The sequence below is a fragment of the Streptomyces sp. NPDC000878 genome (assembly GCF_053599695.1).
This window is the reverse complement of sequence record NZ_JBSFMT010000057.1, coordinates 13778-38066: the sequence shown is the minus strand read 5'-3', so window position 1 is coordinate 38066 and position 24289 is coordinate 13778. Positions and strand designations below refer to the sequence as shown.

Sequence of the window (24289 nt, the reverse complement as noted above, 5' to 3'; positions counted from 1 at the left end):
TCTAGCGTGCCGAGTCATGGTGAACACGGCATATGACACGGCAAGACAGACCCCTGCCGCGAGCCCATGGTCCGCGGTGGGGGTCTCCGCCTTCGACGAGCTGGTCTACCAGGCCGTCCTCCATCAACCGGATGCGGGCGCGGCCGGCTGGGCGCTCTTCACCGGCGCCTCTCCGACCCGGGTCCGCGAGTCCTGCAACCGGCTGCTCGCGCTCGGTCTGCTCCAACCGCCGGACTCCATGGGCGGGTTACGCGCGGTCGACCCCCGGGTGGCGATCCGCGCGCTGATCCGGCAGCGGGAGACGGAGTCCGAACTGCTCGCCGCCACCGCCGAGGAGATGGCGACGTCGTACGAGGCGGGGCTGCTGCGGGAGGAGCCGTCCCGGCTGGTCGAGGTGGTCTCCGGGGAGGGCGCCAACGCGGCCCGCCTCGAGGAGCTGTACGCGCGCGCCGAGCACGAGGTGTGCGTCTTCGACACTCCCCCGTATCTGGCCCCGCGCACCCCGCAGTTGGACCTCCAGTCCGATCTGCTCAGCCGGGGGATCGTGTACCGCACGGTGTACGCGGCGACCGCCCTGGAGGATCCGGACGTCCTCTTCCACGCCTGGAAGATGGTCGAACTCGGCGAGCAGGCCAGGGTGTTGCCCTCGGTGCCGGTCAAGATGCTCGTGGTGGACGGGCGTCAGGCGATGCTTCCGCTGACCGCGTCCGACTCGGGCGGCTACTGCGCGGCGGTCATCCGGCACTCGGCGGTGACCGAGGCCCTGCAGAAGCTCTTCGACCTGGCCTGGCAGCAGGCGACACCACTCGGCCAGGGGGTCGGCGAGGGTGAACTCTCCGAGGGCGAACGGACGTTGACCCGGCTGCTGGCCGCCGGCATGAAGGACGAGGCGGTGGCCCGCCATCTGGGGGTGAGTCTCAGGACCCTGCGGCGCCGGGTGAGCGAGCTGCAGGACCGGCTGGGGGCGGCGAGCCGGTTCCAGCTGGGGGTGCGGGCGGCGCAGCGGGGCTGGGTGTAGCGGCGGGACACGCGGAGGGCCGCACCCCCGTCACCGGGGATGCGGCCCTCGACTGCCGTACCGGACCGTCTACTTGGCGATCAGGCTGCGCAGCACGTACTGCAGGATGCCGCCGTTGCGGTAGTAGTCGGCCTCACCGGGGGTGTCGATGCGGACGACCGCGTCGAACTCCACACCGGTGTCGGTGGTGACCTTGACCGTGGCGGGGGTGGTGCCGTCGTTCAGCTCGGTGATGCCGGCGATGGAGAACGTCTCCTCGCCGGTCAGCCCGAGGGACTCGGCGGACTGGCCCGCCGGGTACTGCAGCGGGATGACGCCCATGCCGATGAGGTTCGAGCGGTGGATGCGCTCGTACGACTCGGCGACGACGGCCTTGACGCCGAGGAGCGCGGTGCCCTTGGCGGCCCAGTCGCGGGACGAGCCGGAGCCGTACTCCTTGCCGGCCAGGATGACCAGCGGGACGCCCTGCTCGATGTAGTTGCGCGAGGCGTCGTAGATGAAGGAGACCGGCCCGCCGTCGACGGTGAAGTCGCGGGTGTAGCCGCCCTCGGTGCCCGGCGCGATCTGGTTGCGCAGGCGGATGTTGGCGAACGTACCGCGGATCATGACTTCGTGGTTGCCGCGGCGCGAGCCGTAGCTGTTGAAGTCACGACGCTCGACACCGTGCTCGGTGAGGTACTTGCCACCGGGGGTGTCAGCCTTGATCGCGCCGGCCGGGGAGATGTGGTCGGTGGTGACCGAGTCGCCGAGCTTGGCGAGGACGCGGGCGCCGGCGATGTCCGAGACCGGGGTGGTCTCCATCGTCATGCCCTCGAAGTACGGGGGCTTGCGGACGTACGTCGACTGCGCGTCCCACTCGAAGGTGTTGCCGCTCGGGATCGGCAGCGCCTGCCACTGGGCGTCGCCCGCGAAGACGTCCTGGTAGGACTTGTTGAACATGTCCTCGCCGATGGCGTTCGCCACGACGTCGTTGACCTCGGCCTCGGTCGGCCAGATGTCTTCCAGGTAGACGGGCTTGCCGTCCTGGTCGACGCCCAGCGCGTCCTTGGTGATGTCCACCTTCATGGAACCCGCGAGGGCGTACGCGACGACCAGCGGCGGGGAGGCCAGGTAGTTCATCTTGACGTCGGGGTTGATCCGGCCCTCGAAGTTACGGTTGCCGGAGAGCACCGACGTCACGGCCAGGTCGTGGTCGTTGACGGCCTTGGAGACCTCCTCCGGCAGCGGGCCGGAGTTGCCGATGCAGGTGGTGCAGCCGTAGCCGACGAGGTTGAAGCCGACCTTGTCGAGGTAGGGGGTGAGCCCCGCCTTGTCGAAGTAGTCGGTGACGACCTTGGAGCCCGGGGCGAGGGTGGTCTTGACCCACGGCTTGCGGGTGAGCCCCTTCTCGACCGCCTTCTTGGCCACCAGCGCGGCGGCGACCATGACGTACGGGTTCGAGGTGTTGGTGCAGGAGGTGATGGCCGCGACCGTCACCGCGCCGTGGTCGATCTCGTAGGTCGAACCGTCGGCGGCCGTGACCGTGACCGGGTTGGTCGGTACGCCGTTGCTGGTGGCCGGGGAGTCGGAGGCCGGGAAGGACTCCTTGCCCGCCTCGTCGTCGTCGGCGACGTAGTTGCGTACGTCCGACTTGAACTGCTCGGCGGCGTTCGCGAGGACGATACGGTCCTGCGGGCGCTTCGGACCGGCGATCGACGGGACGACCGTGGAGAGGTCCAGCTCCAGCTTCTCGGAGAAGTCGGGCTCGGCGGCCGGATCCAGCCAGAGGCCCTGCGCCTTGGCGTACGCCTCGACGAGCGCGAGCTGCTGGGCGTCGCGGCCCGTCAGCTTCAGGTACTTGATGGTCTCGCCGTCGATCGGGAAGATCGCGGCGGTGGAGCCGAACTCCGGCGACATGTTGCCGATGGTGGCGCGGTTCGCGAGGGAGGTGGCGGCCACGCCCTCGCCGTAGAACTCGACGAACTTGCCGACGACACCGTGCTTGCGGAGCATCTCGGTGATGGTCAGCACGAGGTCGGTGGCGGTCGTGCCCGGGGTCAGCTCACCGGTGAGCTTGAAGCCGACGACGCGCGGGATGAGCATCGAGACGGGCTGGCCCAGCATCGCGGCCTCGGCCTCGATACCGCCGACGCCCCAGCCGAGCACACCGAGGCCGTTGACCATGGTGGTGTGGGAGTCGGTGCCGACGAGGGTGTCGGGGTACGCCTGGCCTCCTCGGACCATGACCGTACGGGCCAGGTGCTCGATGTTGACCTGGTGGACGATGCCGGTGCCGGGCGGGACGACCTTGAACTCGTCGAACGCGGTCTGGCCCCAGCGCAGGAACTGGTAGCGCTCGCGGTTGCGGCCGTACTCCAGCTCGACGTTCTGCGCGAAGGCCTCGTGGGTGCCGAACTTGTCGGCGATGACGGAGTGGTCGATGACCAGCTCGGCGGGGGCGAGGGGGTTGATCTTCGCCGGGTCGCCGCCCAGCTCCTTGACGGCCTCACGCATGGTGGCGAGGTCCACGACACAGGGCACGCCGGTGAAGTCCTGCATGATCACGCGGGCGGGCGTGAACTGGATCTCCTGGCTGGGCTGCGCCTGGGAGTCCCAGTTGCCGATGGACCGGATGTGGTCGGCGGTGATGTTCGCGCCGTCCTCGGTGCGGAGGAGGTTCTCCAGCAGCACCTTCAGGCTGTACGGAAGGCGAGCCGAGCCTTCCACCTTGTCCAGCCGGAAGATCTCGTACGACTCGTCGCCCACGCTGAGCGTGCTACGGGCGTCGAAGCTGTTCGCCGACACGACAGTCTCCTTCATTGATGTGCGCGTTCCACCGCATCCTGCCGCCACGCCTGCTTGGCCAATCCGCTAAGGTAAGGCTAAGTTAGGTAAGCCTTACCGCTGGATCGGCAGCGGAGTGGGACCGCGGTACGCCCGGCAGATATCTCGATGTCGAGATAACTCTAGTACATGGGTGCCGGATGGTCATGCCCGGCCGCCGTGTGATGTGGCCGACCGTACGGCGGCCGGGGCGTCGTGCTGTCCTTCTTGGAGCCGGGCCGGTCAGCCCAGTACGTCGCGCAGCAGCCGCGCGTTCTTCACCACCTGGCTCGATCCGGTGCGCGCGGCGGCCGTCGTGACCTCGGGTATCGCGCCCTTCGCCGCGCAGCGGGAGGCGCAGTCGATGCCGAGGGCGAGCAGTGCTCCGGTGCCCCGGACCACTGGGTCGCGCAGCAGGAGGGGCAGGGCGGTCTCGAGCACGGACCAGATCGTGGCGTACGCGCCCGTCTCGGCCGCCGTCCGCAGGGAGGCCGTCACCCGGTTCGCCTCGATCCACCTGGCGCGCAGCATGTCGGCCAGCTGCCGTCCGAGCAGGCCGGTGTCCAGCTGCCCGCGCCCGGCGAGCACGAGGAGCGTGTCCACCGCCGCGTCGCGTTCGCCCTGCTGGTCGTAGGTGAGGGTGTACGCCACGGCCAGGTGCAGCGCGAATCCCGCCGGGCCGCCGGACTCGGCGGCGAACGGCAGGGCGTGGGCCCAGCCGCGCATGGACACGCGGTACCTGAAGTAGTCGCGGGCCAGGACAAGTTCGCGGTGGTGGGGCAGCTGGGCGAGCCAGAAGGGGACCATCGGGTCGTAGAGCCCGTCGTTCCGGTACGGCCCGATCAGGGTCTCGGCGGCCGGGAGCAGCGGGGGGCCAGTGGCCGGCTCGGGGTGGATGTGGCTCACCAGCTCCGTCGGGTGCCTGCCGGTGTCGTCCTTGTGGCCGGTGCCCCAGTGCGGCAGACCGCCCTCGCGCAGCCAGCGGGCCAGCCGCCGCCCGGCGTCGGAACCCAGCTCCCCGGCCGCGTCCAGCACCTTCTCGTCGGCGGTCGGGGTGACACGCAGCAGCGCCTGGGCGAGGTCGACCGGTGCGGGTGTGATGCCGAGCCCGTCGAGCACCGAGATCCGCCGTACGAGTTCGGCGGCGTCCAGCGCGCCCGTGGCGTCGGTCGGGACGGCCAGCAGGAAGGGCTGGGCGTCGGCCTCGATGATGTCGATCGCCTCGACCAGGCGCGCCCTCAGCAGCTCACCGGCCGGGGAGGTGTGGATGAACCTGTGGTGGGCGATGAGGCCGCGCTGCCTCGGCTCGTCGCCGCGCAGCGCCCTGGCCACGTCGTACACGTCGGACTGGGTGAAGTCGACGGCGTCACGGGGTTCCTTGCGCATGACCGGCTTCAACGCCCGGTCCAGCGCGGCCCGGTCGAGGTGGGCGTGCCGGACGAGTCCGTCCAGGACCCGCTCGAACGTCACCACGTCCTTGGGGTTCGCGACGGCCACCGCCAGCTCCTCGGCGACCTCGACGGCCGTCTCGATGGGCCCCGGCACCGGGCGGGGTTCGGTCACGACGGGCAGCATGTCGGCGTACTGCTCGGTGAGTTGGTCCGGTGCGGTGCCGAGGAGTTCGGCGGCGCGGGCCGCGAGGGCGGGGTTGATCCGTGCGGCGGCGGTGCGCAGCCCAGGCAGTACGGAGTCGCCCGCGGCCTTGAGGTGCCGGGCGATCACGTCGAGGGCACGCTCCTGGAGGTCGACCTCCCGGTGGTCGAGGGCCGTCGCCGCGTCGAGCACGGTCCGGGCGGCGCGCGCGGGGTCCTTGCGGGCCGCGCGGTCGAGCCGGGTGAGCTGGGCGCGGACGAGCTTCTTCTCCGGTCGGAGCAGGACCCGTTCGCACACCTCGGTGAGTACGTCGGACTCCAGCAGCCCGGCCTCGTCCAGGCCGAGCAGGACCTCCTGGGCGTAGGCGGCCACCGGCAACGACAGGTCGAGCAGCGCCACATGGTCTCTCAGGGCGGGCGCGTTCTCGGCCGGGGTGAGGGCGAGGGCGCGCAGGTAGGCGAGCGCCGGCGCGGTCTCGTCGCGCGTGCCGTCCTGGAGCAGCCGGGCGACCAACGGCTCGGCGAGCGCGACGCGTTCGCGGGCGACGGAGGTGTGTTCCGCCGGGGTCAGGGCGAGTTGGGCCAAGGCGGTCGCGGCGTTCCACCCCCAGCCCTCGTCGGTGGCCAGGTCGGCGAAGACGCGCCGGATCAGCGCGGCACGGTCCACCAGGCCCTCCCTGGAGAGGCTGATGAACACGCCCAGCCGGGTGTCCTCCATGATGTACGGCAGGCCTCTGCGGGTGAGCATGTGGTGGAACGAGCCCGCGCCGACGTACACGCCCGGTCGCTCCAGCACCAGCGGGAGGATCAGCGGCGACAGCTCGTCCGCGCGCAGCCGCTCCAGGAAGGTGGCACCGGGCCGGGCCCCGCCGCGCAGGTGCGCGGGCTGCTCCCAGGTGCTGTCGCGCCAGCGCAGCCAGCCGTCGATGAACCCGTCGGTGGTCGGGACGGGGCAGCCCGTGTCATGGACGAGGTGCTCGACGAGGTCGGACCTGATGCACTTCCCGGGCGTCCACCGATCGGCGAGCTGTGCGACCAACTCGGCCCGCCAGGCGACCGGGTGGAGGTTCACGACGTCGAGCATCCAGGCGCCGCCGAGAGGCTGGACGACCACATTGCTGCCGTTCTCCGGCTGCAGGATCCAGTCGGCCGCGGCTGCGGGGTCGGTCCGGCAGCCGAGTTCGGCGGCGAGCTGGGCGGCCTTCTCCGCCTCGGGGACGTGATACCAGCCGGCTCGCAACGGCGCGCGCCGGGCTTCCAGCCCCTCGGCCTGCGCCGCCCGCTCGTCCGGAGCCAGGGCCCCGAGTTCCCGGAGCACCGCCTCGACATCGCCTGCTTCCGCGAGGTGAACCAGGTTCATCGTGCGGTCTCCGATCGGGCGGGGGTTTTTGCAGGGGGCGTTGCAGGGGGCGTGGGGGTCGCTGGTGCCGTGGGTGCCGTGGGTGCCGTGGGTGCCGTGGGTGCCGTGGGTGCCGTGGGTGCCGTGGGTGCCGTGGGCGAGGCTGTGGCTGCCGCTGGGCCTGTGGTTTTCTCTGCGGCTGGGGCTGTGGGCGGGGCTGCCGCTGAAGCTGGGGCTGTCGGCGGGGCTCCGGCTGGGACTGGCGCGGCCTCTGCGGCTGGGGTTGCCTCTGCGGCTGTCCCTGCTGGCGGGGCTACGGCCGTCTCGGCGGCTGCAGGCGGGGCTGCGACTGAAGCTGTGGCTGCCGACGGGGCTCCAACTGCGACTGCGGCTGCCTCAGCGGCTGTCCCTGCTGGCGGGCCTACGGCCGTCTCGGCAGCTGCGAGCGGGGCTACGGCTTGAGCTGTGGCTGTCGGCGGCGCTCCAACTGCGGCTGCAGGTGGGGCTGTAGCTGTGGGCGGTACTGCAGCTGCGGCTGCGGGCAGGGCTGCCGCTGAAGCTTGGGCTGGTGCTGGAGCCGTGGCCGGGGCTGCTGCGGTAGCCTCCGGTTCCGCTTGCGGGATCGCCGCCGTCTCGCGTGCCGTCTCGCGTGCGATGCCCGCCGCAAGTACGTGTTTGCAGGGGCCGCGTCCGCCCCGGTACTTGGCCCACCAGAAGCAGGTGCAGCTCAGTCGGCCCGACTCGTCGTCGGTGCGGACCACGTGGGCGTCGTCGCCCTTGCCGACCCGGGCCAGCGGTCCGTCGAGTCGTACCGCGCCCTCCGCGACGAGCGCCCGTGCCCCACGCAGCCGGGGATTGCGGGTCTCGGCGGCGCCCGCGCGGTAGGGCAGGTGGCGGTGGAAGTACGCCTCCTCGGCGAGGTCGTAGCCGATCTGGCCGGACGTGCCCAGCATGGTCAGCGCGGCGCGTACACGGTCGGCGGGCAGACCGGTCTGCGCCGACAGCTCGGTGACGTCGATCCGCGGCTCCCAGGCCAGCAGTTCGGCGACCCGTTCCGCGTCCGCCGCCGAGGGCCCGGTGGCGAGGTCGTGGAGCACTCCGCCCTCGCCGGAGAAACCGCGCGAGCCGCTCTGGGAGAGCATCAACGTCAGCCGCATGCCCGGCAGTTCGACCTCCCAGGCCACGGCGGCGGCCCCGTCCTCGGCGGCCGGGGCGGTCGGCGCGTACAGCCGTACGGTCGTCGCGTGCCGCAGGACCGTCTGGAGGGTCAACAGCCGCTCAGGGCCCGGCAGGCACACGGCACCCGGCGCCGGCCTGGTCGTGGGACGCAGAGAGCGGCCGGTGGGCACCACCCAGCGGCTCGTTCGGGCGTCCGACCGCTGGGTGGGCCGGGGCAGCGCCCGCAGCAGGGAGGCCGCCTCCACGGCGGGCACCTCGGCGCGAAGGGCGAAGCCCTCCGCGAGCACCTGGGCCTCGGCGAAGCCGCGCAGCCAGCGCTCCGGCAGCGGGACCTTCTTCTCCACGAACTCGCCGTCGAAGGTCCTGACCGTCAACTCCTCGGGCCCGACGGCCAGATGGAGCGGGTCGAGCCCACCGAGCCCGGCCAGCGCCCGCCGCAGCGGCGCGTTGATGTCCACGTTCGTCGTGCCGTGACCGACGTCGTCACCGTCAAGCCCGGGGGCGAGGATGTCGAGGCGGGCGTACACACCGCAGCAGCCGGAGAAGGACTCCAGGCGCAGCCGGTCGCCGTCGGCCGTCACCACCGGGTCGAGCGAGGCCCCGCCGCCCGGCCGGTAGTAGCGGGCGGCGGCGACGTCCGCGACCGCGAGCAGCGCCGTCGCCGCGGCGGTCGGCGCGGTCAGGAACCCGCTGAAGAACCGGGGGTTGGCCGCCTCTCCGGCCGGGGTGGCACCGCCGGAGGTCTCCAGCGCGAGGGTGCGTCCGGCCGTGGATTCGTGCACGGCCGAGGGCCGTAAGTAGGAGTAGGTCTGCATGAGTTGGGTCACGCGCACACGCTACGGCCGAGCACTGACATCGGCCGCAGGGAAGCCCCTCCTCCTCTCTCCCCCGCCCGGCTGCGGCGCTATCGCCGGTAGTCACCGGCGTCGGCCCCCAGCACGTTCAGCAGAGCCAGTGCCTCGGCGCCGGGCGATCCCGACGGCGCGCTGTAGAGCACGAGGTGCTGGTCGCGGTCCGTGAGCGTGAGTTTGTCGCAGTCGACGGTGACCTCCCCGACGACCGGGTGGCGGAAGGTCTTCGTGAGCATCGGCGCGGCCTGTACGTCGTGCCGCTCCCAGAGCCGGGCGAAGTCGGCGCTGGCGTCGCGGAGTTCGTCGACGAGGCCGGTGACCGTGGGATCCGTCGGATAGCGGGCGAGGGCGGTACGGAGTTCCATCACGACCTGGTGCCGAAACTCGGCGGCGTCGGAGATCCCGTACAGCGTCGTGTCGGGTCGCTTCGGCCCGAGGAATGCCCGGCGGGCGAGATTGCGGTCCTCGGGGGCGAGTGGGGCGAAGTCCTCCATGAGCGCGGCGGCGAGGTCGTTCCACGCGAGCACCTCGAACGCCGCGGAGATGACGAAACCGGCCGTCTGCGGCAGCCGTTCGAGGAGCGCGAGGACGCTCGGGCGGACGTCGCGCCGGTGCAGCCGGGAACGGATCGGCGCGGTGCCCGCGAGGACGTGGAGGTGGTCGGACTCGGTGTCGGTGAGCCGCAGCGCGCCCGCGATCCCGGCGAGGACCTCGCCCGACGGCCGCGGCGCCCGGCCCTGTTCGAGGCGGACGTAGTACTCCGTGGAGATGTGCGCGAGGACCGCCGCCTCCTCGCGGCGCAGCCCCGGTGTCCGGCGTCGCGGTCCGGAGGGGAGGCCGACGTCCTCCGGCCGCAGCCGCTCGCGACGGCTACGGAGGAACGCCCCGAGTTCCTGCTTGTCCATACCCCATCCATACCCCAGGTCCGCACGCCGATCGGCGCCGGATCCTGGTACAGCCTGTGCCTGCCTCCGGCCCGGCGCCCGACCCGACACTGCCGTCATGACGAACGACAACGAGAACGAAATCAACAACGACATCAACGACACGAACACCTCCGCGCCCATCGGCCTGCTCACCGGCAAGGTCGTCCTCGTCACCGGCGCCAGCCGTGGCATCGGGGCAGCCGCGGCCCGGCTCTTCGCCGCCGAGGGCGCCGTCGTCGTCCTCGCCGCCCGCAGCACCAAGGCCCTCGACGACCTCGTCACCGAGATCCGCGCCGACGGGGGCACCGCCGACGCCGTCACCCTGGACCTCGCCGACCGTACGAGCATCCGCGCGGCGGTCGACCGCGTGGAGGAGCTGCACGGACGGCTCGACGGCGCCTTCAACAACGGCGCGACGATCCAGCATCCCGGCCCGCTCGACACCACGAGCGACGAGGACATCGACGAGCAGTTCGCCGTGAACTTCCGCTCGCACTGGACGGCCATGACCGCCGAGGCGGCACTGATGCGACGCGGCGGTGGCGGGGCGATCGTCAACACGTCGAGCATCGGCAGCCGCCGCGCGAACCCCGCCCTCCCCGCGTACGGCGCCATGAAGCGCGCGCTCAACAGCATCACCGAGACCGCGGCCGTGTCCTGGGGCAGCCAGGGCATCAGGGTGAACGGCATCACCCCCGGCGGCACCACCACGGAGATGATCGACGAGTGGGAGGCGGCGTCCCCGGGCATCGTCGAGCACATCATCACGTCGATCCCGCTCGGTCGCATGGCCGAGCCCCGCGAGGTGGCCGAGGTCGCAGCGTGGCTGCTCAGCGACCGCGCCTCGATGGTGACGGGCGCGCTCGTGCCGGTCGACGGCGGCGCGGGCGCCTGAAAGGGAGGGCGTTGTGGCCATTACCGCGCCGATCCGGGGTAACCGACCCCTATGCCTCTTACTTTCCGCAAGAGCTTCCGCATCCTCCCGGGCCTCCGGCTGAACATCAACAGGCGCTCCTGGTCGTTCACGTCCGGCGGCGAACACGGGCCGCGGCGCACCCACAGCAGCACGGGACGCCGTACGACATCGATGGACCTGCCCGGACCGTTCGGCTGGCGCCGCACGCGCACCAAGAAGCGCCACTGACGGCCATCCGACAACAGCGGTAACTGACGGTACGTCACCCGCACGGAGTCCCCAGGAGGCGCCATCTCATATCTGAGATAGCCTCAACCTCATGGCAGACGACTACCTCGTACGTATCGGCAAGCTCATCCGTGACGCCAGGCAGCATCGGGGCTGGACACAGGCGCAGCTCGCCGACGCACTCGGCACCAGCCAGAGCGCGGTCAATCGCATCGAGCGCGGCAATCAAAACATCAGCCTTGAGATGATCGCCCGAATCGGTGAAGCGCTCGACAGCGAGATCGTCTCCCTGGGGTACGCGGGTCCGATGCACCTGCGGGTGGTCGGCGGTCGCCGCCTCTCCGGCTCGATCGACGTCAAGACCAGCAAGAACGCGTGTGTCGCGCTGCTGTGCGCCTCGCTGCTCAACAAGGGGCGCACAGTACTGCGCCGGGTCGCCCGCATCGAGGAGGTGTACCGCCTCCTGGAGGTACTCGGCTCGATCGGCGTACGCACCCGCTGGATCAACGACGGCGTCGACCTGGAGATCGTGCCGCCGGCCCAGCTGGACATGGAGGCCATCGACGCCGAGGCGGCCCGCCGTACGCGCTCGATCATCATGTTCCTCGGCCCGCTGCTGCACCGCATGGACAGCTTCAGGCTGCCGTACGCGGGCGGCTGCGACCTCGGTACGAGGACCATCGAGCCGCACATGATCGCGCTGCGCCGGTTCGGGCTGGACATCGCGGCGACCGAAGGGCTCTACCACGCCCGCGTCGACCGTTCCGTCTCCCCCGGCCGCCCGATCGTGCTGACCGAGCGCGGGGACACCGTCACCGAGAACGCGCTGCTCGCCGCCGCCCGGCACGAGGGCGCGACCGTCATCCGCAACGCGTCCTCCAACTACATGGTCCAGGACCTGTGCTTCTTCCTGGAGGCGCTGGGCGTACGGGTCGAGGGCATCGGCACGACGACGCTCACCGTGCACGGCGTACCGACCATCGACGTCGACGTGGACTACTCGCCCTCCGAGGACCCGGTAGAGGCGATGAGCCTGCTGGCGGCGGCGGTCGTCACCGAGTCCGAGCTGACCGTGTGCCGGGTGCCGATCGAGTTCCTGGAGATCGAGCTGGCGGTCCTGGAGGAGATGGGGCTCGACCACGACCGTACGGACGAGTACGTCGCCGACAACGGCCGCACCCGCCTGGTCGACCTGACGGTCCGGCCCTCCAAGCTGGAGGCGCCGATCGACAAGATCCACCCGATGCCGTTCCCCGGCCTGAACATCGACAACGTGCCGTTCTTCGCGGCCATCGCGGCGTCGGCCCAGGGCAAGACCCTCATCCACGACTGGGTCTACGACAACCGCGCGATCTACCTCACCGACCTGAACCGCCTCGGCGGACGCCTCCAACTCCTCGACCCGCACCGGGTCCTGGTGGAGGGCCCGACCCGCTGGCGAGCCGCCGAGATGATGTGCCCGCCCGCACTGCGACCGGCGGTGGTGGTCCTGCTGGCGATGATGGCGGCCGACGGCACGTCCGTACTGCGGAACGTGTACGTCATCAACCGCGGCTACGAGGATCTGGCGGAGCGGCTCAACTCGGTGGGGGCGCAGATCGAGATCTTCCGGGACATCTGAGGGGCGAGGGCCGGCTCCCACACACGGGCGCCGGAGAAGTGCGCATAGCGGCATAACGGAGAGGGGGCGCGGCCGGCCGTCCCGTACGGGGGTGGCGCTCGTTCCATGCACGGGCGGCGGCTGTCGTTCCAGGGCGCTCCCCGGCCGACGTGTCGGGGCGGGGTTCGGGACGCAAGCTTCGTCGGTGCTGTGGCGCATCATCGCCGGCGCCAGTCGACGCTGCGATCTCTGCGCGCGCTGGTCGGCTCAGTGAAGCTTTCCGATCACATCTGCTCCGTGATGCGGTCAAGGATGCGGCCCTGGCCGTGCTGCTCGACAGCGCTTGTGCCAGCCGGTGCCGGTGCCGCTGCCGTGGGGATGGCGTTGTCGACGAGGACGGCTGCGATGGCGGCGGCGGTGAACGCTTCGGTGTTGAGGACTCGACCGCGGGCCGAGGCGCCGTCCAGGAGCAGCGCCAGTTGCTCGCCGAGCTGTTCGGGGTCGGTGGCGCCGGCCTCGCGGGCGGTATCGGTGAGCCGGGCGGCAAAGGCTCTTTTGTAGTCGCGGGCCTGTACGCGTGCCGGGTGGTCCGGGTCGGGGATCTCGACGGCCGCCGCGATGAATGGGCACAGGGGCGAGTGCACGTCGAACGCGGCGAGGAGTCGTTCGCGAGGTGTGAGGTCGGTGCGGTCGAACACCTCGGGCAGGATGTCGGGATCGAATCGGCGTAGGCATGCGCGGCGTGCCGCTGGTGCCCGGCGACAAGATCCCGGTCGATCCGGTGGGGTCCACGTCGAGCATCCTGCTGCTGCGGGTCGGCGAGGAGAACCGCGGAGTCGTGGCCCTGCGCCCGGACCGGCTGCCCCACGAACACGCCCCGGGCATCGCGGTGGAGCCGATGGGCCTCGACCGGCGGGCGGTCGCCTCGCACCTGGTCAGCTCGTACTTCTCCGCGGCCGTGCTCGTCGACGACGCGATCGGCATGCTGGAGCAGGTCCAGGTCGCCCACTACCACCAGTACGCATGAGCACCGCCGCCTCCAGCGCCGCCAGGTACTGGCTGGACCAGGCCGCCGGAGCAGTCGCGTCCCGCCCGTCGGTCTTCCCCGTGAACGCCGTACGCGCCGACTTCCCCGCCCTCTGCCGAACTGTCAACGGCCGCCCGCCGCTCAGGTCATCCGCCGTACCAGGTCCGCCCAGGTGGCCCGCAGCCGCGCGCCGGTGACCTGGCGCTCGCCGCGCAGGTGGCGCACGCTCTCGAAGCTCACGAAAGCGAGCAGGGCATGGGCGAGCAGGGCGTGGTCGCCCTCGGCCCCCGCTTCGCGCAGGAGGGACTCGACGTGGTGCTGGAAGGCACGGGAGGTGTCCGAGGCGATGCGCCGTTCGCAGAGGATCTGGCGGCCCAGCGCGGCACCCAGGTCCCCGTCGTCGGCGATGCGCTCGATCAGGGCGGAGCCGAACGCCGTCAGCCGTTCTCTCGGCGGTGCTCCCGGTCCCAGCGGAGGGGGGCCGGAGGTGTACGCCTCCTGGAACTCCGCCTCGGCTTCGTCCAGCAGGGCCAGCAGGAGCCCGTCGCGGTCGCCGAACCGGCGGAAGAGCGTGCCCTTTCCGACCCCGGCCGCCCGCGCGACCTCGTGCATCGTCACATGCTCCGCGCCCCGGTCGGCCACGAGCAGGGCTGCCGCCTCCAGCAGCCGGGCGCGGTTACGGGTGGCATCGGCGCGCTCCACCGTGGCGTCGTCCGGGGTCCGCGTCACCGTTCGGTCCGCGGTACGACGTGTGCGTACACGCCTCCGTCCTCGACCTCCACCGGGTACACGGGGACGGGACGTGTCGCGGGCCGGTCGAGGGGCTGTCCGGTGCGCAGGTCGAAGCGGGAGGCGTGCAGCCAGCACTCGACCGTGAATCCGGCCACCTCGCCCTCGGAGAGGGAGACGGCACTGTGCGAGCACACGTCGTGGATGGCGAACAGCTGCTGCCCGGTCAGGACGAGGGCGACGGGAACGCCCTCCACCTCGAACCGCCGGGGAACGCCCTCCTTCAACACGTCGAACTCGCAGACGTACGTGTAGCCGCTGCCGGGCATCGCTCTCCTCACCGTGGCCGATCGCCCACGCTAACGACGCGGCCCCGGCCCGACACCCGCCCCCGGTCCCGATCCGGCTCGGCCCATGGACCTAGGCCTCCGCCGCCACCCCGTACCGGACCTTCCTTGCCCTTCCTTGGCCGGTGGGCGCCTACCAGCGGCGATCGTGCGCCTGTAGCGTGACCGGGTGCCGGAGAAGAACAGTTCAAGCAGCTCAAGCGACTCGTACGACAGCTACCGGGAACTGGGCGAGGCCGCCTGGTCGTGGGTGCTGGACCAGATCCGCGACGACGACGGACCCTGGCTGCCGGAGACGGTGACCGTGTCCGAGGGCACGGCGCCGGACGGCCAGGACGGTCCGGACTTCTCCCCCGCGAAAGACCGGGACTCCCTGTACGCGGGCATCGCGGGCCTCGCCCCCGTCCTGGCGGAGATCGCACGGCACCGCGAACCGACCGAGCGGGAGCGGTCGTTGGCGGCCGGGATCGTCAACCGACTGTCGGCAGAAGCCCGGGACCGGACAGAACCGTCGCTGTACGAGGGGCTGGCCGGTGACGTCACCGCGCTGAGGTTGCTCGAACCGGGCTCGGAGTCGGTCGCGCTGCGGCGGCTGGCCGAGCTGGCGGCCCCCGACGGCTGGAAGACCACCGTCGATTTCGAGAAGGGCTCCGACGCGCCCCTCAACGACATCATCATGGGCACCGCGGGCGTGGTCCTGACCGCCGTCTGGGCGGGCGGCGAGCACGCGGAGTCGATCGCGACGACGGGCTGCGAGGCCCTGCTGCGGGTGGCGGACCGTACGGAGTCGGGCCTGGACTGGGGCATCGGGGCGACCACGGAGTGGCGGGCGCCGAACTACTCCCACGGCACCGCCGGAGTGGCCTCGGCGCTGGCCGTGGCGGGGGCGGCGCTCGGCCGCAAGGACTTCGTCGACGCCGCCGTACAAGGAGCCCAACACGTCCTGTCCGTGGGCCTGTTGGACGACGGAGGCTTTGTCGTCCCGCACACGATCCCGCCGTCGAAGCGGGAGGTCGAGCCGGTGACGTACACCTGGTGCCACGGTCCGGCGGGCACCTCGCACCTGTTCACCGCGCTGGCCCACGCGGGCGTGGCGGAGGTGTCGGGCCTCGGCGTCGGCGAGCTGCGGCAGCGCTGTCTGACCTCGATCCTCACCTCGGGCGTCCCGCAGCGGCTGCGCCCCGGCTTCTGGGACAACGACGGCCGCTGCTGCGGCACGGCGGGCGTGGGCGACGTACTCCTGGACGCGGCACAGGACACCCCGGAAACCGACACCGCTCAGACGCTCGTCCGGGCGGCCCGTGTGATGGGCGACGCCTTGGTGGAGCGGGCGATCCGGGACGGGGCGGGCGCCCGCTGGCGCTTCGTCGAACACCGTCAGGAGGATCCGCTGCTGCCCCCGGGCAGCGCCTGGATGCAGGGCGCGGCGGGCATCGCGGCGTATCTCTTCCGGCTCGCCCGGTTCGTCGAGACGGGACCGGAGGCCGCGGTCGTGGACCGTCCGGACCAGTGGTGGGCGGTCCCGGAGCGGCTGCGTACGACCACGGGCGGCACGGCCGTCTCCTGAGCCTCGGCTGGAACGGTCAGGTCAGCGCCTGCTCCGCCCAGATCGTCTTGCCGTTCCTGGTGTGCCGGGTGCCCCAGCTGGTGGTGAGCTGGGCGACGAGGAGGAGGCCCCGGCCGCCCTCGTCGGAGATCCTGGCCCGGCGCAGATGCGGCGAGGTGGAACTGCCGTCGGAGACCTCGCAGATGAGCGTGCGGTCGTGGATGAGCCGGAGCTGGATCGGGTCGGTGCCGTAGCGGATCGCGTTGGTGACCAGTTCGCTGACGACCAGCTCGGTGACGAACGCGGCCTCGTCCAGCCCCCACTCCGTCAGCTGTGCGACGGCACGTCTGCGGGCCTCGGCGACCACCTCGAAGTCGGCGGGCAGGTCCCAGACCCGGACGTGGTCCGCGTCCAGGGCGCGGGTGCGGGCCAGCACCAGGGCCACGTCGTCGCTCGGGTGTGTCGGCAGCAGGGCGGACAGGACCTGGTCGCAGCGGTCCTCCAGCGGGCGGGTGTCGTCCCCGTCGGCCAGGGTCCGGGCGAGCAGGGCGATCCCGAGGTCCGCGTCACGCTCGGTGGCCTCCACCAGCCCGTCCGTGAACAGGGCGACGAGGGTGCCCTCCGGCAGTCGGATCTCGGTGGTCTCGAAGGGCAGGCCGCCCACCCCGAGCACCGGCCCCACGCCGACGTCCACGACCCGGGCGTCACCGTCCGGCAGGACCAGCACGGGCGGCGGGTGGCCGGCGCTGGCGACGGTCAGCTCGCGGGAGACCGGGTCGTAGACGGCGTACAGACAGGTCGCCCCGGTGGCACCGGCGCCGATCCGCGCGTCGCTTGCGTCACTGTCGTCGTCGGCGGCGAGGCGCAGGACCAGGTCGTCGAGGTGGGCCAGGAGTTCGTCGGGCGGCAGGTCGACGTCGGCCAGTGTCTGGACGGCCGTACGCAGTCTGCCCATGGTCGCCGAGGCCTGGATGCCGTGGCCGACCACGTCGCCGACGACCAGGCCGACGCGCGCCCCCGAGAGGGGGATGACGTCGAACCAGTCGCCGCCGACGCCGGCGCGGGAGTCGGTGGGGAGATAGCGGGAGGCGACGTCCACCGCCGACTGCCGGGAGGGGCCGCGCGGCAGCAGGCTCTCCTGGAGGGCGAGGGCGGTGGAGCGCTCGCGGGTGTAGCGGCGGGCGTTGTCGACGCAGAGGGCGGCGCGGCTCGCCAGCTCCTTCGCCAGCACGAAGTCGTCCTCGTTGAAGACGTCGTCCCGGGTGCGCAGCAGGACGGCGACCCCGAGCGTCGTACCGCGTGCGATGAGCGGCACCGCGACCAGCGAGGTGACGACGGTTCCGCCCAGGCTCTCGGCCCGTTCGGGCGCGCTCGCCATCCAGTCGTCGAAGTCGGGGGCGCCGCTGTGGCTGAGTACCGTCTGTCCGGTGCGCAGCGCCCGTGCGGGCGGGGAGTACGGCGGATACGTGTCCGTGGCGCCCAGCCCCAGCACCGCGCCGGGCACCCACTCCGTGCCGGAGGCGTGGGCGAGGCGGCGCAGCACGACCTCGGCGTCCGGGCCGGCCTCGGCGGGTTCGTCGCCGCGCATGACCGCCTCCAGCAGGTCGACGCTGGCGAAGTCGGCGAACCGTGGGACGACCAGGTCGGCGAGTTCCTGGGCGGTGCGGTCGAGGTCGAGGCTGGTGCCGATCGACACGGCCGCCTCGTCGAGCACCGCCAGCCGCTGCCGCGCCCAGTGCTGCTCGCTGCTGTCGAACCCGGCCATCCCGACCGCGCACACCTCGCCGGAGGCGTCCCGGACGGGCCACAGCTCCAGGTTCCAGGCGTGTTCGCGGATGCCGGAGGGGGCCCGGGTGAAGCTCTCGTAGTGCGCGGGCTTGCCCGTCGCGGCCACGTCCTTCAGGGCTTGCAATGTGCCCTTCCAGTCCACGTCGTCCGGCACTCCGTGCGGGAAGACGTGACCGAGCAGCGCGTCCTCCTCGACACCCATCACCTGGCAGGCCACGTCGTTGAGCCGCCGGTACCGCTGCTCGATGTCGAAGACGGACATCGAGTACGACGCCTGCCGGAACACCTGTTCCACCAGGTCGGGTCCGTCCTGATGTTCGTCGTCCGCGTGCTCGGAGGCCATGGTTTCAGTGTCCTCCCGCCGCCCGGAGGGCAACAACCGAACACGTCCGAACGCGCACGGTGAGTTCGGGTACGCCATTCGTGCAAGAGGCGCGGAGATGCGCGGGGATGTTCAGAGGGCTCAGAGGGCTCAGTGGGCCCAGTCGTCCCGGACATGGCCGAGATGCCGGGTCATCACGGTCCGTACGCGTTCCGCGTCGCGGGCGAGGAGCGCGTCGAGGATCTCCAGGTGCTCCTCGGCGGTGGACTTCAGCAGACCGCGCTCGGCCAGTGCGGTCAGCCCGTACAGCCGGGACCGTTTGCGCAGGTCACCGACAACCTCGACGAGATGCTCGTTGCCGGCCAGGGCGAGCAGACCGAGGTGGAAGCGGCGGTCGGCCTCGACATGGGCGATGAGATCGCCGCTGTCGGCCGCGGCCACGCTCTCCTCCGCGTACGTGCGCAGCGCCTCCAGGGCGTCCGGGTCGGCGGTCGCGGCGAGGCCGACAGTGGTCGGGATCTCGATCAGCGACCGGATGTGGGTGTACTCGTCGAGCTGCCGCTCGGAGACCGTGGTGACCCGGAACCCCTTGTTGGGCACGGGATCGACCATGCCCTCCTTCACCAGGTCGAGCATGGCCTCGCGCACCGGGGTCGCCGAGACGCCGAAGCGTGCGGCGAGCGAGGGCGCCGAGTAGACCTCGCCGGGCCGCAGCTCACCGGCGACGAGCGCGGCCCGCAGCGCGTCAGCGACGCTCGCCCGGTAGCTGGGCCGCGGCCCGCCGAGACTGGGCAGGGCGGGGCCGGTGGGCTGAGCGGCCATGGGTGTCTCCTGGATGGATCTCGGAACTCGCTGGTTCGTGTGTCGCTGCTTGCTGTTTCGCTGATTCGTGGGGATGTGGGGATGTGGGGATGTCAGAGTACGAAGCCGGCCGGGAACGGATCGTCCGGGTCCAGCAGGTACTGGGCGGTGCCCGTGACCCAGGCACGGCCGGTGATCGTGGGCACCACGGCGGGGCGCCCGGCGACCTCGGTGCTCTCGACGAGCCGCCCGGTGAACGACGTACCGATGAAGGACTCGTTCAAGAAGTCCTGGTGCAACGGGAGTTCACCGCGCGCGTGCAGCTGGGCCATGCGCGCGGAGGTACCGGTGCCGCACGGCGAGCGGTCGAACCAGCCGGGGTGGATGGCCATCGCGTGCCGGGAACGGGTCGCGTTCGAGCCGGGGGCCGCCAGATAGACGTGGTGGACGCCGTTGATGGTCGGGTTCTCGGGGTGTACGGGGGGACTGTCGGCGTTGATCGCGTCCATCAGGGCGAGTCCGGCGGCGAGGATGTCGTCCTTGCGCTCGCGCTCGAAGGGCAGGCCGAACTCGTCGAGGGGCAGGATGGCGTAGAAGTTCCCGCCGAAGGCGAGGTCGTACGTGACCGTACGGCCGTCGGCGAGGGTCGCCTTCCGCTCCAACTCCACAGCGAAGGAAGGCACGTTGCGGATGGTGACCGCCTTCGCCGCTCCGCCCTCCACGGCGACCTCGGCGACGACCAGCCCGGCCGGGGTGTCGAGGCGGATGGTGGTGACCGGCTCGACGACCGGGACCATGCCGGTCTCGACGAGCACGGTCGCGACACCGATCGTGCCGTGGCCGCACATCGGCAGATAGCCGGAGACCTCGATGTAGACGACGCCGTAGTCGCAGTCGGGCCGGGTCGGCGGCTGGAGGATCGCCCCGCTCATGGCGGCGTGCCCGCGTGGCTCGTTCATGAGGAAGTTCCGTACGTCGTCCCGGTGTTCGCGGAACCACAGCCGGCGTTCGTTCATCGTGTCGCCGGGGATGGTGCCGATACCGCCGGTGACGACCCGGGTCGGCATGCCCTCGGTGTGCGAGTCGACGGCGTGCAGGACGAGCTTGCTGCGCATGGGGCGATCCTCTCAGGTCGACAAGTCTGCGAATCAGGCGAGGCCGAGGGCGACGGCCTTCTCGGTGGCCTCGCGGACCGCCTTCTCCTGCTCCGGCAGCAACGGCATGCGCGGCGGCCGGACGGGACCGCCATGCCGCCCCACGATGTCCATCGACAGCTTGATCGCCTGCACGAACTCGACCTTGGAGTCCCAGCGGTGGAGTGCGTGCAGCTGCTGGTAGAGCGGCAGGGCGGTGGCCAGGTCGCCCGCCACGGCGGCGCGGTACAGCTCGACCGTCGCCCGGGGCAGGGCGTTGGGGTAACCGGCGACCCAGCCCACCGCCCCGGCCGTGGCCAGCTCCAGCAGGACGTCGTCGGCGCCGATCAACACATCGAGTTCCGGGGCGAGTTCCTGGATCTGGTAGATGCGCCGGGTGTCCCCGGAGAACTCCTTGACGCCCTTGATCAGTCCGGCCGCGTGCAGCTTGGCCAGCAGTTCGGGAGTGAGGTCGACCTTGGTGTCGATGGGGTTGTTGTACGCCACGATGTCGATACCGACCTCGGCGACGGCCGCGTAGTGCGCGAGCACCGAACGCTCGTCGGCCCGGTAGGCGTTGGGCGGCAGCAGCATGACGGCGGCGCAGCCGGCGTGCTTGGCCTGCACGGCCCAGCGAGCGGACTCGGCGGAGCCGTATGCGGCCACGCCCGGCATGACCCGGTCCCCACCGATCGCGGCGACAGCGGTCTCGACGACCCTCACCCGCTCCTCGGAGGTGAGCACCTGATACTCACCGAGCGAACCGTTGGGCACAACACCGTCACACCCGTTCGCGACAAGCCAACGGCAATGGTCAGCGTAGGCGGCGTAGTTGACACTCAGATCGTCGTTCAACGGCAGCGCGGTGGCAACGAGAACGCCGCGCCAGACGGGGGTGTGGGTACTCATAGAAACCTCCAGTTTTCGAGATACAGGGGAGAAGCGCCCCTTCTTTTAGGGGCGCGGGGAACTGCGCGACAAGCCACGACGGACCCGCGTCCAAGGCACAACCATCAGCACCGGGGCTCCTCGGCCAACACCCCCAACGGCACAGGCCGAGCAAACGGCCGCTTGGCCAACCCGACAGAACACCCAGCAACTCCGGCAACCCCGACTGCACAGACCCGCCCCTGACACCACCCCATACCCGCCCGAGTGAGCAGCTTGACGGTACGCAAATCCGTCGCCCCCAACTCCTCGACCGCCTCCCGGACTTCCGCCGCCGTCACCTCCTCACAGCGGCAGACGACGGTGTCATCGGTGACCTGTTCCACCCAGTGCGCAGGCGGGGCATAGGCAGAGTCGACGGCAGCGAAGAACCTCCGCAGCCGAGCACGGGTACGGGCAGCCGGAGCCCAGTCGGCAGGACGAGGCTCAACTCCCCCCAGCCGCGCGGCGATCGAGTACCCGGCGATCTCCCCCTCGGCGAGCGCCAGCACCGCTCCCCCGATGCCGGTGGCCTCGCCCGCAGCCCAGACACCGTCGACGTCGGTGCGCTGCTCGGCATCGGTGACGACGAAGGGGTCGCCGGTGGCGTCGATCGCGCACCCGAGGGTCTCGGCGAGGTCGGTGTGCGCGAGCATGCCGTGGCCGACGGCCAGGGTGTCGCAGGCGATCCGCCGCTCGGTGCCCGGCCGTACCCGGCCCTCAGGGTCCAGGGCGGCGACGGTGACGGCCTCGACGCGGTCGGTGCCGTGGGCCGCGACAACAGCGTGACGTACCGTCACCGGAACCTTGTGGCGCAGCAGTTGGGCCGCGTACTGAGCGGCCTCGGCGATCTTCGCCGGGTTGGCGGCGAGTGTCGCGGTGTGCCGTACGAAGTCGGCGGGGTGCGTGGACTCGACGTACGCGGCGACTTCGGCACCCGCGGCGGCGAGCCCGGCCGCGACCGGCATCAGCAGCGGCCCGGTCCCGGCGACGACCGCCGTACGGCCCGGCAGGACGAGCCCGCCCTTGAGCATCGCCTGGGCACCACCGGCGGTGACCACACCGGGGAGGGTCCAGCCCGGGAAGGGCAGCACCTTCTCGTAGCCGCCGGTGGCGAGGAGGACGGCGTCGGCGGTGACGGTCTCCGACTCGGTCTGCGCGGGACCGAGCAGGGCATGCACGCCGAAGCGACCGACTCCGTCGAACTCCCCCTCGACGAACCACACATGACGGTCCGCCAGGTGGGTGATCCGACCGGCTTCGACATGTGCCGCCAGCCGGTCCCGCAGCTTCGTCCAGGTACGCCAGGCATGGTGCAGGGCCTGCGGCCGACGTGCCTTGAACTCTGCCGCGGGCTGCCGGTAGAACTGCCCGCCCGCCTGCGCGCCCGAGTCGAGCAGCACGACCCGTACGCCCAGGTCGGCCGCGGTCAGCGCGGCGGCGAGCCCGGCCGGACCGGCGCCGACAATTGCGAGCGAGGCGCTGGTCGATCGGCTGCGGCTACGTCGTGGCTGGTCGCGCCCCGCGGCGGAGCCGCAGATCGATACAGCCCCGCGCCCCTGCAGGAGCGGGCTTCGCCCGTCCTGCTCAGGATCCGAGTCGGTCATGGCCCGTGCCCTCCTGGGTGCTGATCGCATCACCCGGTTGTGCCGGGACGAGGCAAGCCCGCTGGTTGGGCCGGTCGTTGACGGTGACGAGGCAGTCGAAGCAGACCCCGATGCCGCAGAAGATCCCGCGCAGCGCCCCGCTGCCCCGGGTGCTCCGCCAGGAGGTGATGCCCGCCGACCAGAGCACTGCGGCGACGGTCTGACCGGGCAGCGCGGCGGTCTCGTCCCCGTCGACAGTGACGGTGAACGGGGGCCCGGGCCGGGCCTGGGCCAGCTCAAGAGGGGTCCGCTTCCTCACTCCCCCGCCTCCTTCTCGCTGAAGTCCTCAAAGTCCTCGAACCTGTCCGGACGGAACGGACTCAGATCGAGGTCGGGCCGCTTGCCCGACAACGACTGCGCGATCAGATGCCCCGTACCGACCGCCAACCCGATCCCCGCCCCCTCATGCCCGCACGCGTGATAGAGCCCCGGCGCCCGGGGATCGGCCCCGATGGCCGGTAGATGGTCCGGCATGTACGGCCGGAAACCCAGATAGCCGCGCATCGCGTGCACACTCCCCAGCACCGGGAAGAGCGCCGTGGCCTGCGCGGCCAGTCGCCGCACGACCGGGAGTGAGAACGTCCGGTCGAAGCCGACCCGTTCGCGGCTCGCCCCGATCAGCACCGGCCCCGCAGCCGTGCTCTCGACGACCGCCGAGGACTGGAGCCCGGCGTCGCCGCTGGCCACGTCGGCGACATAGTCGGCGGCGTACACCTTGTGCCGGACGGTGCCGGGCGGCAGCGGTTCGGTGACCAGGACGAAGCCGCGCCGGGGCAGCACGGGCAGGCGCACCCCGGCCAGCGCGGCGACCTCGCCGCCCCAGGTGCCGGCCGCGTTGACGACGGCCGGGGCGTGGATGTCGCCGTGCTCCGCCGTCCGGACGCCGCGCACGGAGCCGTCCGGTGCGCGCAGGATGTCCGTGACGGCCGTGCCGGTGCGCAGCTCGGCTCCGGCCCGCCGGGCCGCCCTGACGACCTGGGCGGCGGCGAGGGAGGGCATCACCTGGCAGTCCTGCGGGTACCGCACACCCCCCGCGAGGCCGGGGGCCAAGTGCGGTTCCAGGTCGGCGAGTTGCCCGGCGTCGACGACCTCGGCCTCGACGCCCGCCGCCCGTTGTCCGGCGGCGAACCCGGTCAGCGCGGCCATGCCTTCGGCGTCGGAGGCGACGACGATCCCGCCCTTCGCCTCGAACTCGACGGCGCCGCCGAGACCGGGTTCGGCGGCGAGGTCGTGCCAGAGGCGGGCGGAGAGCAGCGCGAGGTCCAGCTCGGGCCCCGGTTCCTTGTCGGAGACGAGCAGGTTGCCCTCACCGGCGCCGGTGGTGCCGCCGGCCACCGGACCCCGGTCGAGGACGAGGGTCCCGAGGCCCGCACGGGCGAGGTAAAGGGCACATGCAGCGCCCACCATTCCGGCGCCGATGACCACAACATCGCAGGTCAGTCGCTTACTCACATCAGTACAATGTCACATGTTCCTATTCTCGCCAAGGACGCCTAGGCTCGACTGGCTGCTGCTACCGCCTGCGCTGCTGCCACTGCTGCTGATGCCGACCCCACCTCAAGACGAAGAAGG

Annotated in this window: 19 protein-coding genes and 1 pseudogene; 6 read left to right on the top strand and 14 right to left on the bottom strand. The window is 71.5% G+C overall.

Annotated elements, in window-relative coordinates:
• Positions 1–16: 16 nt before the first annotated feature.
• On the top strand, positions 17–1018 hold the full coding sequence (locus ACWDR4_RS35900) for a helix-turn-helix transcriptional regulator (protein WP_450414685.1): 1002 nt from the start codon (positions 17–19) through the stop codon (positions 1016–1018).
• A 69-nt stretch (positions 1019–1087) separates the two neighbouring features.
• On the opposite strand, the gene acnA is transcribed toward ACWDR4_RS35900, so the two are convergent.
• From acnA to ACWDR4_RS35880, 4 genes and pseudogenes are all read right to left on the bottom strand, one after another.
• Entirely contained in the window at positions 1088–3802 is a 2715-nt protein-coding gene (gene acnA / locus ACWDR4_RS35895; protein ID WP_450414684.1) for an aconitate hydratase AcnA, read from the bottom strand.
• Positions 3803–4063: 261 nt separating this feature from the next.
• A complete protein-coding gene (locus ACWDR4_RS35890; RefSeq protein ID WP_450414682.1) occupies positions 4064–6772 on the bottom strand; it encodes a hypothetical protein in 2709 nt (902 codons plus the stop codon).
• A 614-nt stretch (positions 6773–7386) separates the two neighbouring features.
• Positions 7387–8745, bottom strand: a pseudogene (locus tag ACWDR4_RS35885) (DprA-like winged helix domain-containing protein); the annotation flags it as partial.
• A gap of 89 nt (positions 8746–8834) precedes the next feature.
• Entirely contained in the window at positions 8835–9686 is an 852-nt protein-coding gene (locus ACWDR4_RS35880) for a helix-turn-helix transcriptional regulator (RefSeq protein ID WP_450414680.1), read from the bottom strand.
• A gap of 97 nt (positions 9687–9783) precedes the next feature.
• Between ACWDR4_RS35880 and ACWDR4_RS35875 the strand changes: the two genes are divergently transcribed.
• From ACWDR4_RS35875 to ACWDR4_RS35865, 3 genes are all read left to right on the top strand, one after another.
• Complete coding sequence (locus ACWDR4_RS35875) at positions 9784–10602, top strand: SDR family NAD(P)-dependent oxidoreductase (RefSeq protein WP_450414678.1); 819 nt, start codon at positions 9784–9786, stop codon at positions 10600–10602.
• A 51-nt stretch (positions 10603–10653) separates the two neighbouring features.
• Positions 10654–10851 (top strand): DUF4236 domain-containing protein, encoded by a 198-nt coding sequence (locus ACWDR4_RS35870; protein ID WP_235474283.1) that lies wholly within the window; start codon positions 10654–10656, stop codon positions 10849–10851.
• Between the two features lie 91 nt (positions 10852–10942).
• A complete protein-coding gene (locus ACWDR4_RS35865; RefSeq protein WP_450414676.1) occupies positions 10943–12472 on the top strand; it encodes a helix-turn-helix domain-containing protein in 1530 nt (509 codons plus the stop codon).
• Between the two features lie 263 nt (positions 12473–12735).
• Here ACWDR4_RS35865 and ACWDR4_RS35860 read toward each other — a convergent pair whose 3' ends face one another.
• The gene (locus tag ACWDR4_RS35860) at positions 12736–13149 is read right to left on the bottom strand and encodes a hypothetical protein (protein ID WP_450414674.1); all 414 of its coding nucleotides are present in this window, start codon (positions 13147–13149) and stop codon (positions 12736–12738) included.
• A gap of 35 nt (positions 13150–13184) precedes the next feature.
• Between ACWDR4_RS35860 and ACWDR4_RS35855 the strand changes: the two genes are divergently transcribed.
• The gene (locus ACWDR4_RS35855; RefSeq protein WP_450414673.1) at positions 13185–13478 is read left to right on the top strand and encodes a hypothetical protein; all 294 of its coding nucleotides are present in this window, start codon (positions 13185–13187) and stop codon (positions 13476–13478) included.
• A 141-nt stretch (positions 13479–13619) separates the two neighbouring features.
• Here ACWDR4_RS35855 and ACWDR4_RS35850 read toward each other — a convergent pair whose 3' ends face one another.
• Both ACWDR4_RS35850 and ACWDR4_RS35845 read right to left on the bottom strand, forming a co-directional pair.
• The gene (locus tag ACWDR4_RS35850) at positions 13620–14207 is read right to left on the bottom strand and encodes a TetR/AcrR family transcriptional regulator (protein ID WP_450414671.1); all 588 of its coding nucleotides are present in this window, start codon (positions 14205–14207) and stop codon (positions 13620–13622) included.
• On the bottom strand, positions 14204–14536 hold the full coding sequence (locus ACWDR4_RS35845; RefSeq protein WP_450414670.1) for a non-heme iron oxygenase ferredoxin subunit: 333 nt from the start codon (positions 14534–14536) through the stop codon (positions 14204–14206). The genes ACWDR4_RS35850 and ACWDR4_RS35845 overlap by 4 nt, the downstream gene beginning before the upstream one ends.
• A 187-nt stretch (positions 14537–14723) precedes the next feature.
• Here ACWDR4_RS35845 and ACWDR4_RS35840 point away from each other — a divergent pair, with 187 nt between their 5' ends.
• A complete protein-coding gene (locus tag ACWDR4_RS35840; RefSeq protein ID WP_450414669.1) occupies positions 14724–16121 on the top strand; it encodes a lanthionine synthetase LanC family protein in 1398 nt (465 codons plus the stop codon).
• 16 nt (positions 16122–16137) lie between these two features.
• Here ACWDR4_RS35840 and ACWDR4_RS35835 read toward each other — a convergent pair whose 3' ends face one another.
• From ACWDR4_RS35835 to ACWDR4_RS35805, 7 genes are all read right to left on the bottom strand, one after another.
• Positions 16138–18231, bottom strand: coding sequence for a SpoIIE family protein phosphatase (locus tag ACWDR4_RS35835; protein ID WP_450414667.1), 2094 nt, complete (start codon positions 18229–18231; stop codon positions 16138–16140).
• Positions 18232–18360: 129 nt separating this feature from the next.
• Positions 18361–19032: a GntR family transcriptional regulator gene (locus tag ACWDR4_RS35830; protein ID WP_450414665.1), complete on the bottom strand. Its 672-nt coding sequence runs from the start codon at positions 19030–19032 to the stop codon at positions 18361–18363.
• A 92-nt stretch (positions 19033–19124) separates the two neighbouring features.
• A complete protein-coding gene (locus tag ACWDR4_RS35825; protein ID WP_450414663.1) occupies positions 19125–20126 on the bottom strand; it encodes a proline racemase family protein in 1002 nt (333 codons plus the stop codon).
• A 33-nt stretch (positions 20127–20159) separates the two neighbouring features.
• The gene (locus ACWDR4_RS35820; protein ID WP_450414661.1) at positions 20160–21053 is read right to left on the bottom strand and encodes a dihydrodipicolinate synthase family protein; all 894 of its coding nucleotides are present in this window, start codon (positions 21051–21053) and stop codon (positions 20160–20162) included.
• 104 nt (positions 21054–21157) lie between these two features.
• A complete protein-coding gene (locus tag ACWDR4_RS35815) occupies positions 21158–22678 on the bottom strand; it encodes an FAD-dependent oxidoreductase (protein WP_450414659.1) in 1521 nt (506 codons plus the stop codon).
• On the bottom strand, positions 22659–22976 hold the full coding sequence (locus ACWDR4_RS35810) for a (2Fe-2S)-binding protein (RefSeq protein ID WP_450414657.1): 318 nt from the start codon (positions 22974–22976) through the stop codon (positions 22659–22661). The genes ACWDR4_RS35815 and ACWDR4_RS35810 overlap by 20 nt, the downstream gene beginning before the upstream one ends.
• Positions 22973–24169, bottom strand: coding sequence for an NAD(P)/FAD-dependent oxidoreductase (locus tag ACWDR4_RS35805; RefSeq protein ID WP_450414656.1), 1197 nt, complete (start codon positions 24167–24169; stop codon positions 22973–22975). Before ACWDR4_RS35805 ends, ACWDR4_RS35810 begins: the two co-directional genes overlap by 4 nt.
• Positions 24170–24289: the final 120 nt, after the last annotated feature.

Bases quoted from the DNA above. Each gene is read 5' to 3' on its own strand.
- ACWDR4_RS35900 (WP_450414685.1), top strand. From the start codon at position 17: ATGGTGAACACGGCATATGACACGGCAAGACAGACCCCTGCCGCGAGC.
- ACWDR4_RS35890 (WP_450414682.1), bottom strand. From the start codon at position 6,772: ATGAACCTGGTTCACCTCGCGGAAGCAGGCGATGTCGAGGCGGTGCTC.
- ACWDR4_RS35880 (WP_450414680.1), bottom strand. From the start codon at position 9,686: ATGGACAAGCAGGAACTCGGGGCGTTCCTCCGTAGCCGTCGCGAGCGG.
- ACWDR4_RS35875 (WP_450414678.1), top strand. From the start codon at position 9,784: ATGACGAACGACAACGAGAACGAAATCAACAACGACATCAACGACACG.
- ACWDR4_RS35870 (WP_235474283.1), top strand. From the start codon at position 10,654: ATGCCTCTTACTTTCCGCAAGAGCTTCCGCATCCTCCCGGGCCTCCGG.
- ACWDR4_RS35865 (WP_450414676.1), top strand. From the start codon at position 10,943: ATGGCAGACGACTACCTCGTACGTATCGGCAAGCTCATCCGTGACGCC.
- ACWDR4_RS35855 (WP_450414673.1), top strand. From the start codon at position 13,185: ATGCGCGGCGTGCCGCTGGTGCCCGGCGACAAGATCCCGGTCGATCCG.
- ACWDR4_RS35845 (WP_450414670.1), bottom strand. From the start codon at position 14,536: ATGCCCGGCAGCGGCTACACGTACGTCTGCGAGTTCGACGTGTTGAAG.
- ACWDR4_RS35835 (WP_450414667.1), bottom strand. From the start codon at position 18,231: ATGGCCTCCGAGCACGCGGACGACGAACATCAGGACGGACCCGACCTG.
- ACWDR4_RS35830 (WP_450414665.1), bottom strand. From the start codon at position 19,032: ATGGCCGCTCAGCCCACCGGCCCCGCCCTGCCCAGTCTCGGCGGGCCG.
- ACWDR4_RS35825 (WP_450414663.1), bottom strand. From the start codon at position 20,126: ATGCGCAGCAAGCTCGTCCTGCACGCCGTCGACTCGCACACCGAGGGC.
- ACWDR4_RS35820 (WP_450414661.1), bottom strand. From the start codon at position 21,053: ATGAGTACCCACACCCCCGTCTGGCGCGGCGTTCTCGTTGCCACCGCG.
- ACWDR4_RS35815 (WP_450414659.1), bottom strand. From the start codon at position 22,678: ATGACCGACTCGGATCCTGAGCAGGACGGGCGAAGCCCGCTCCTGCAG.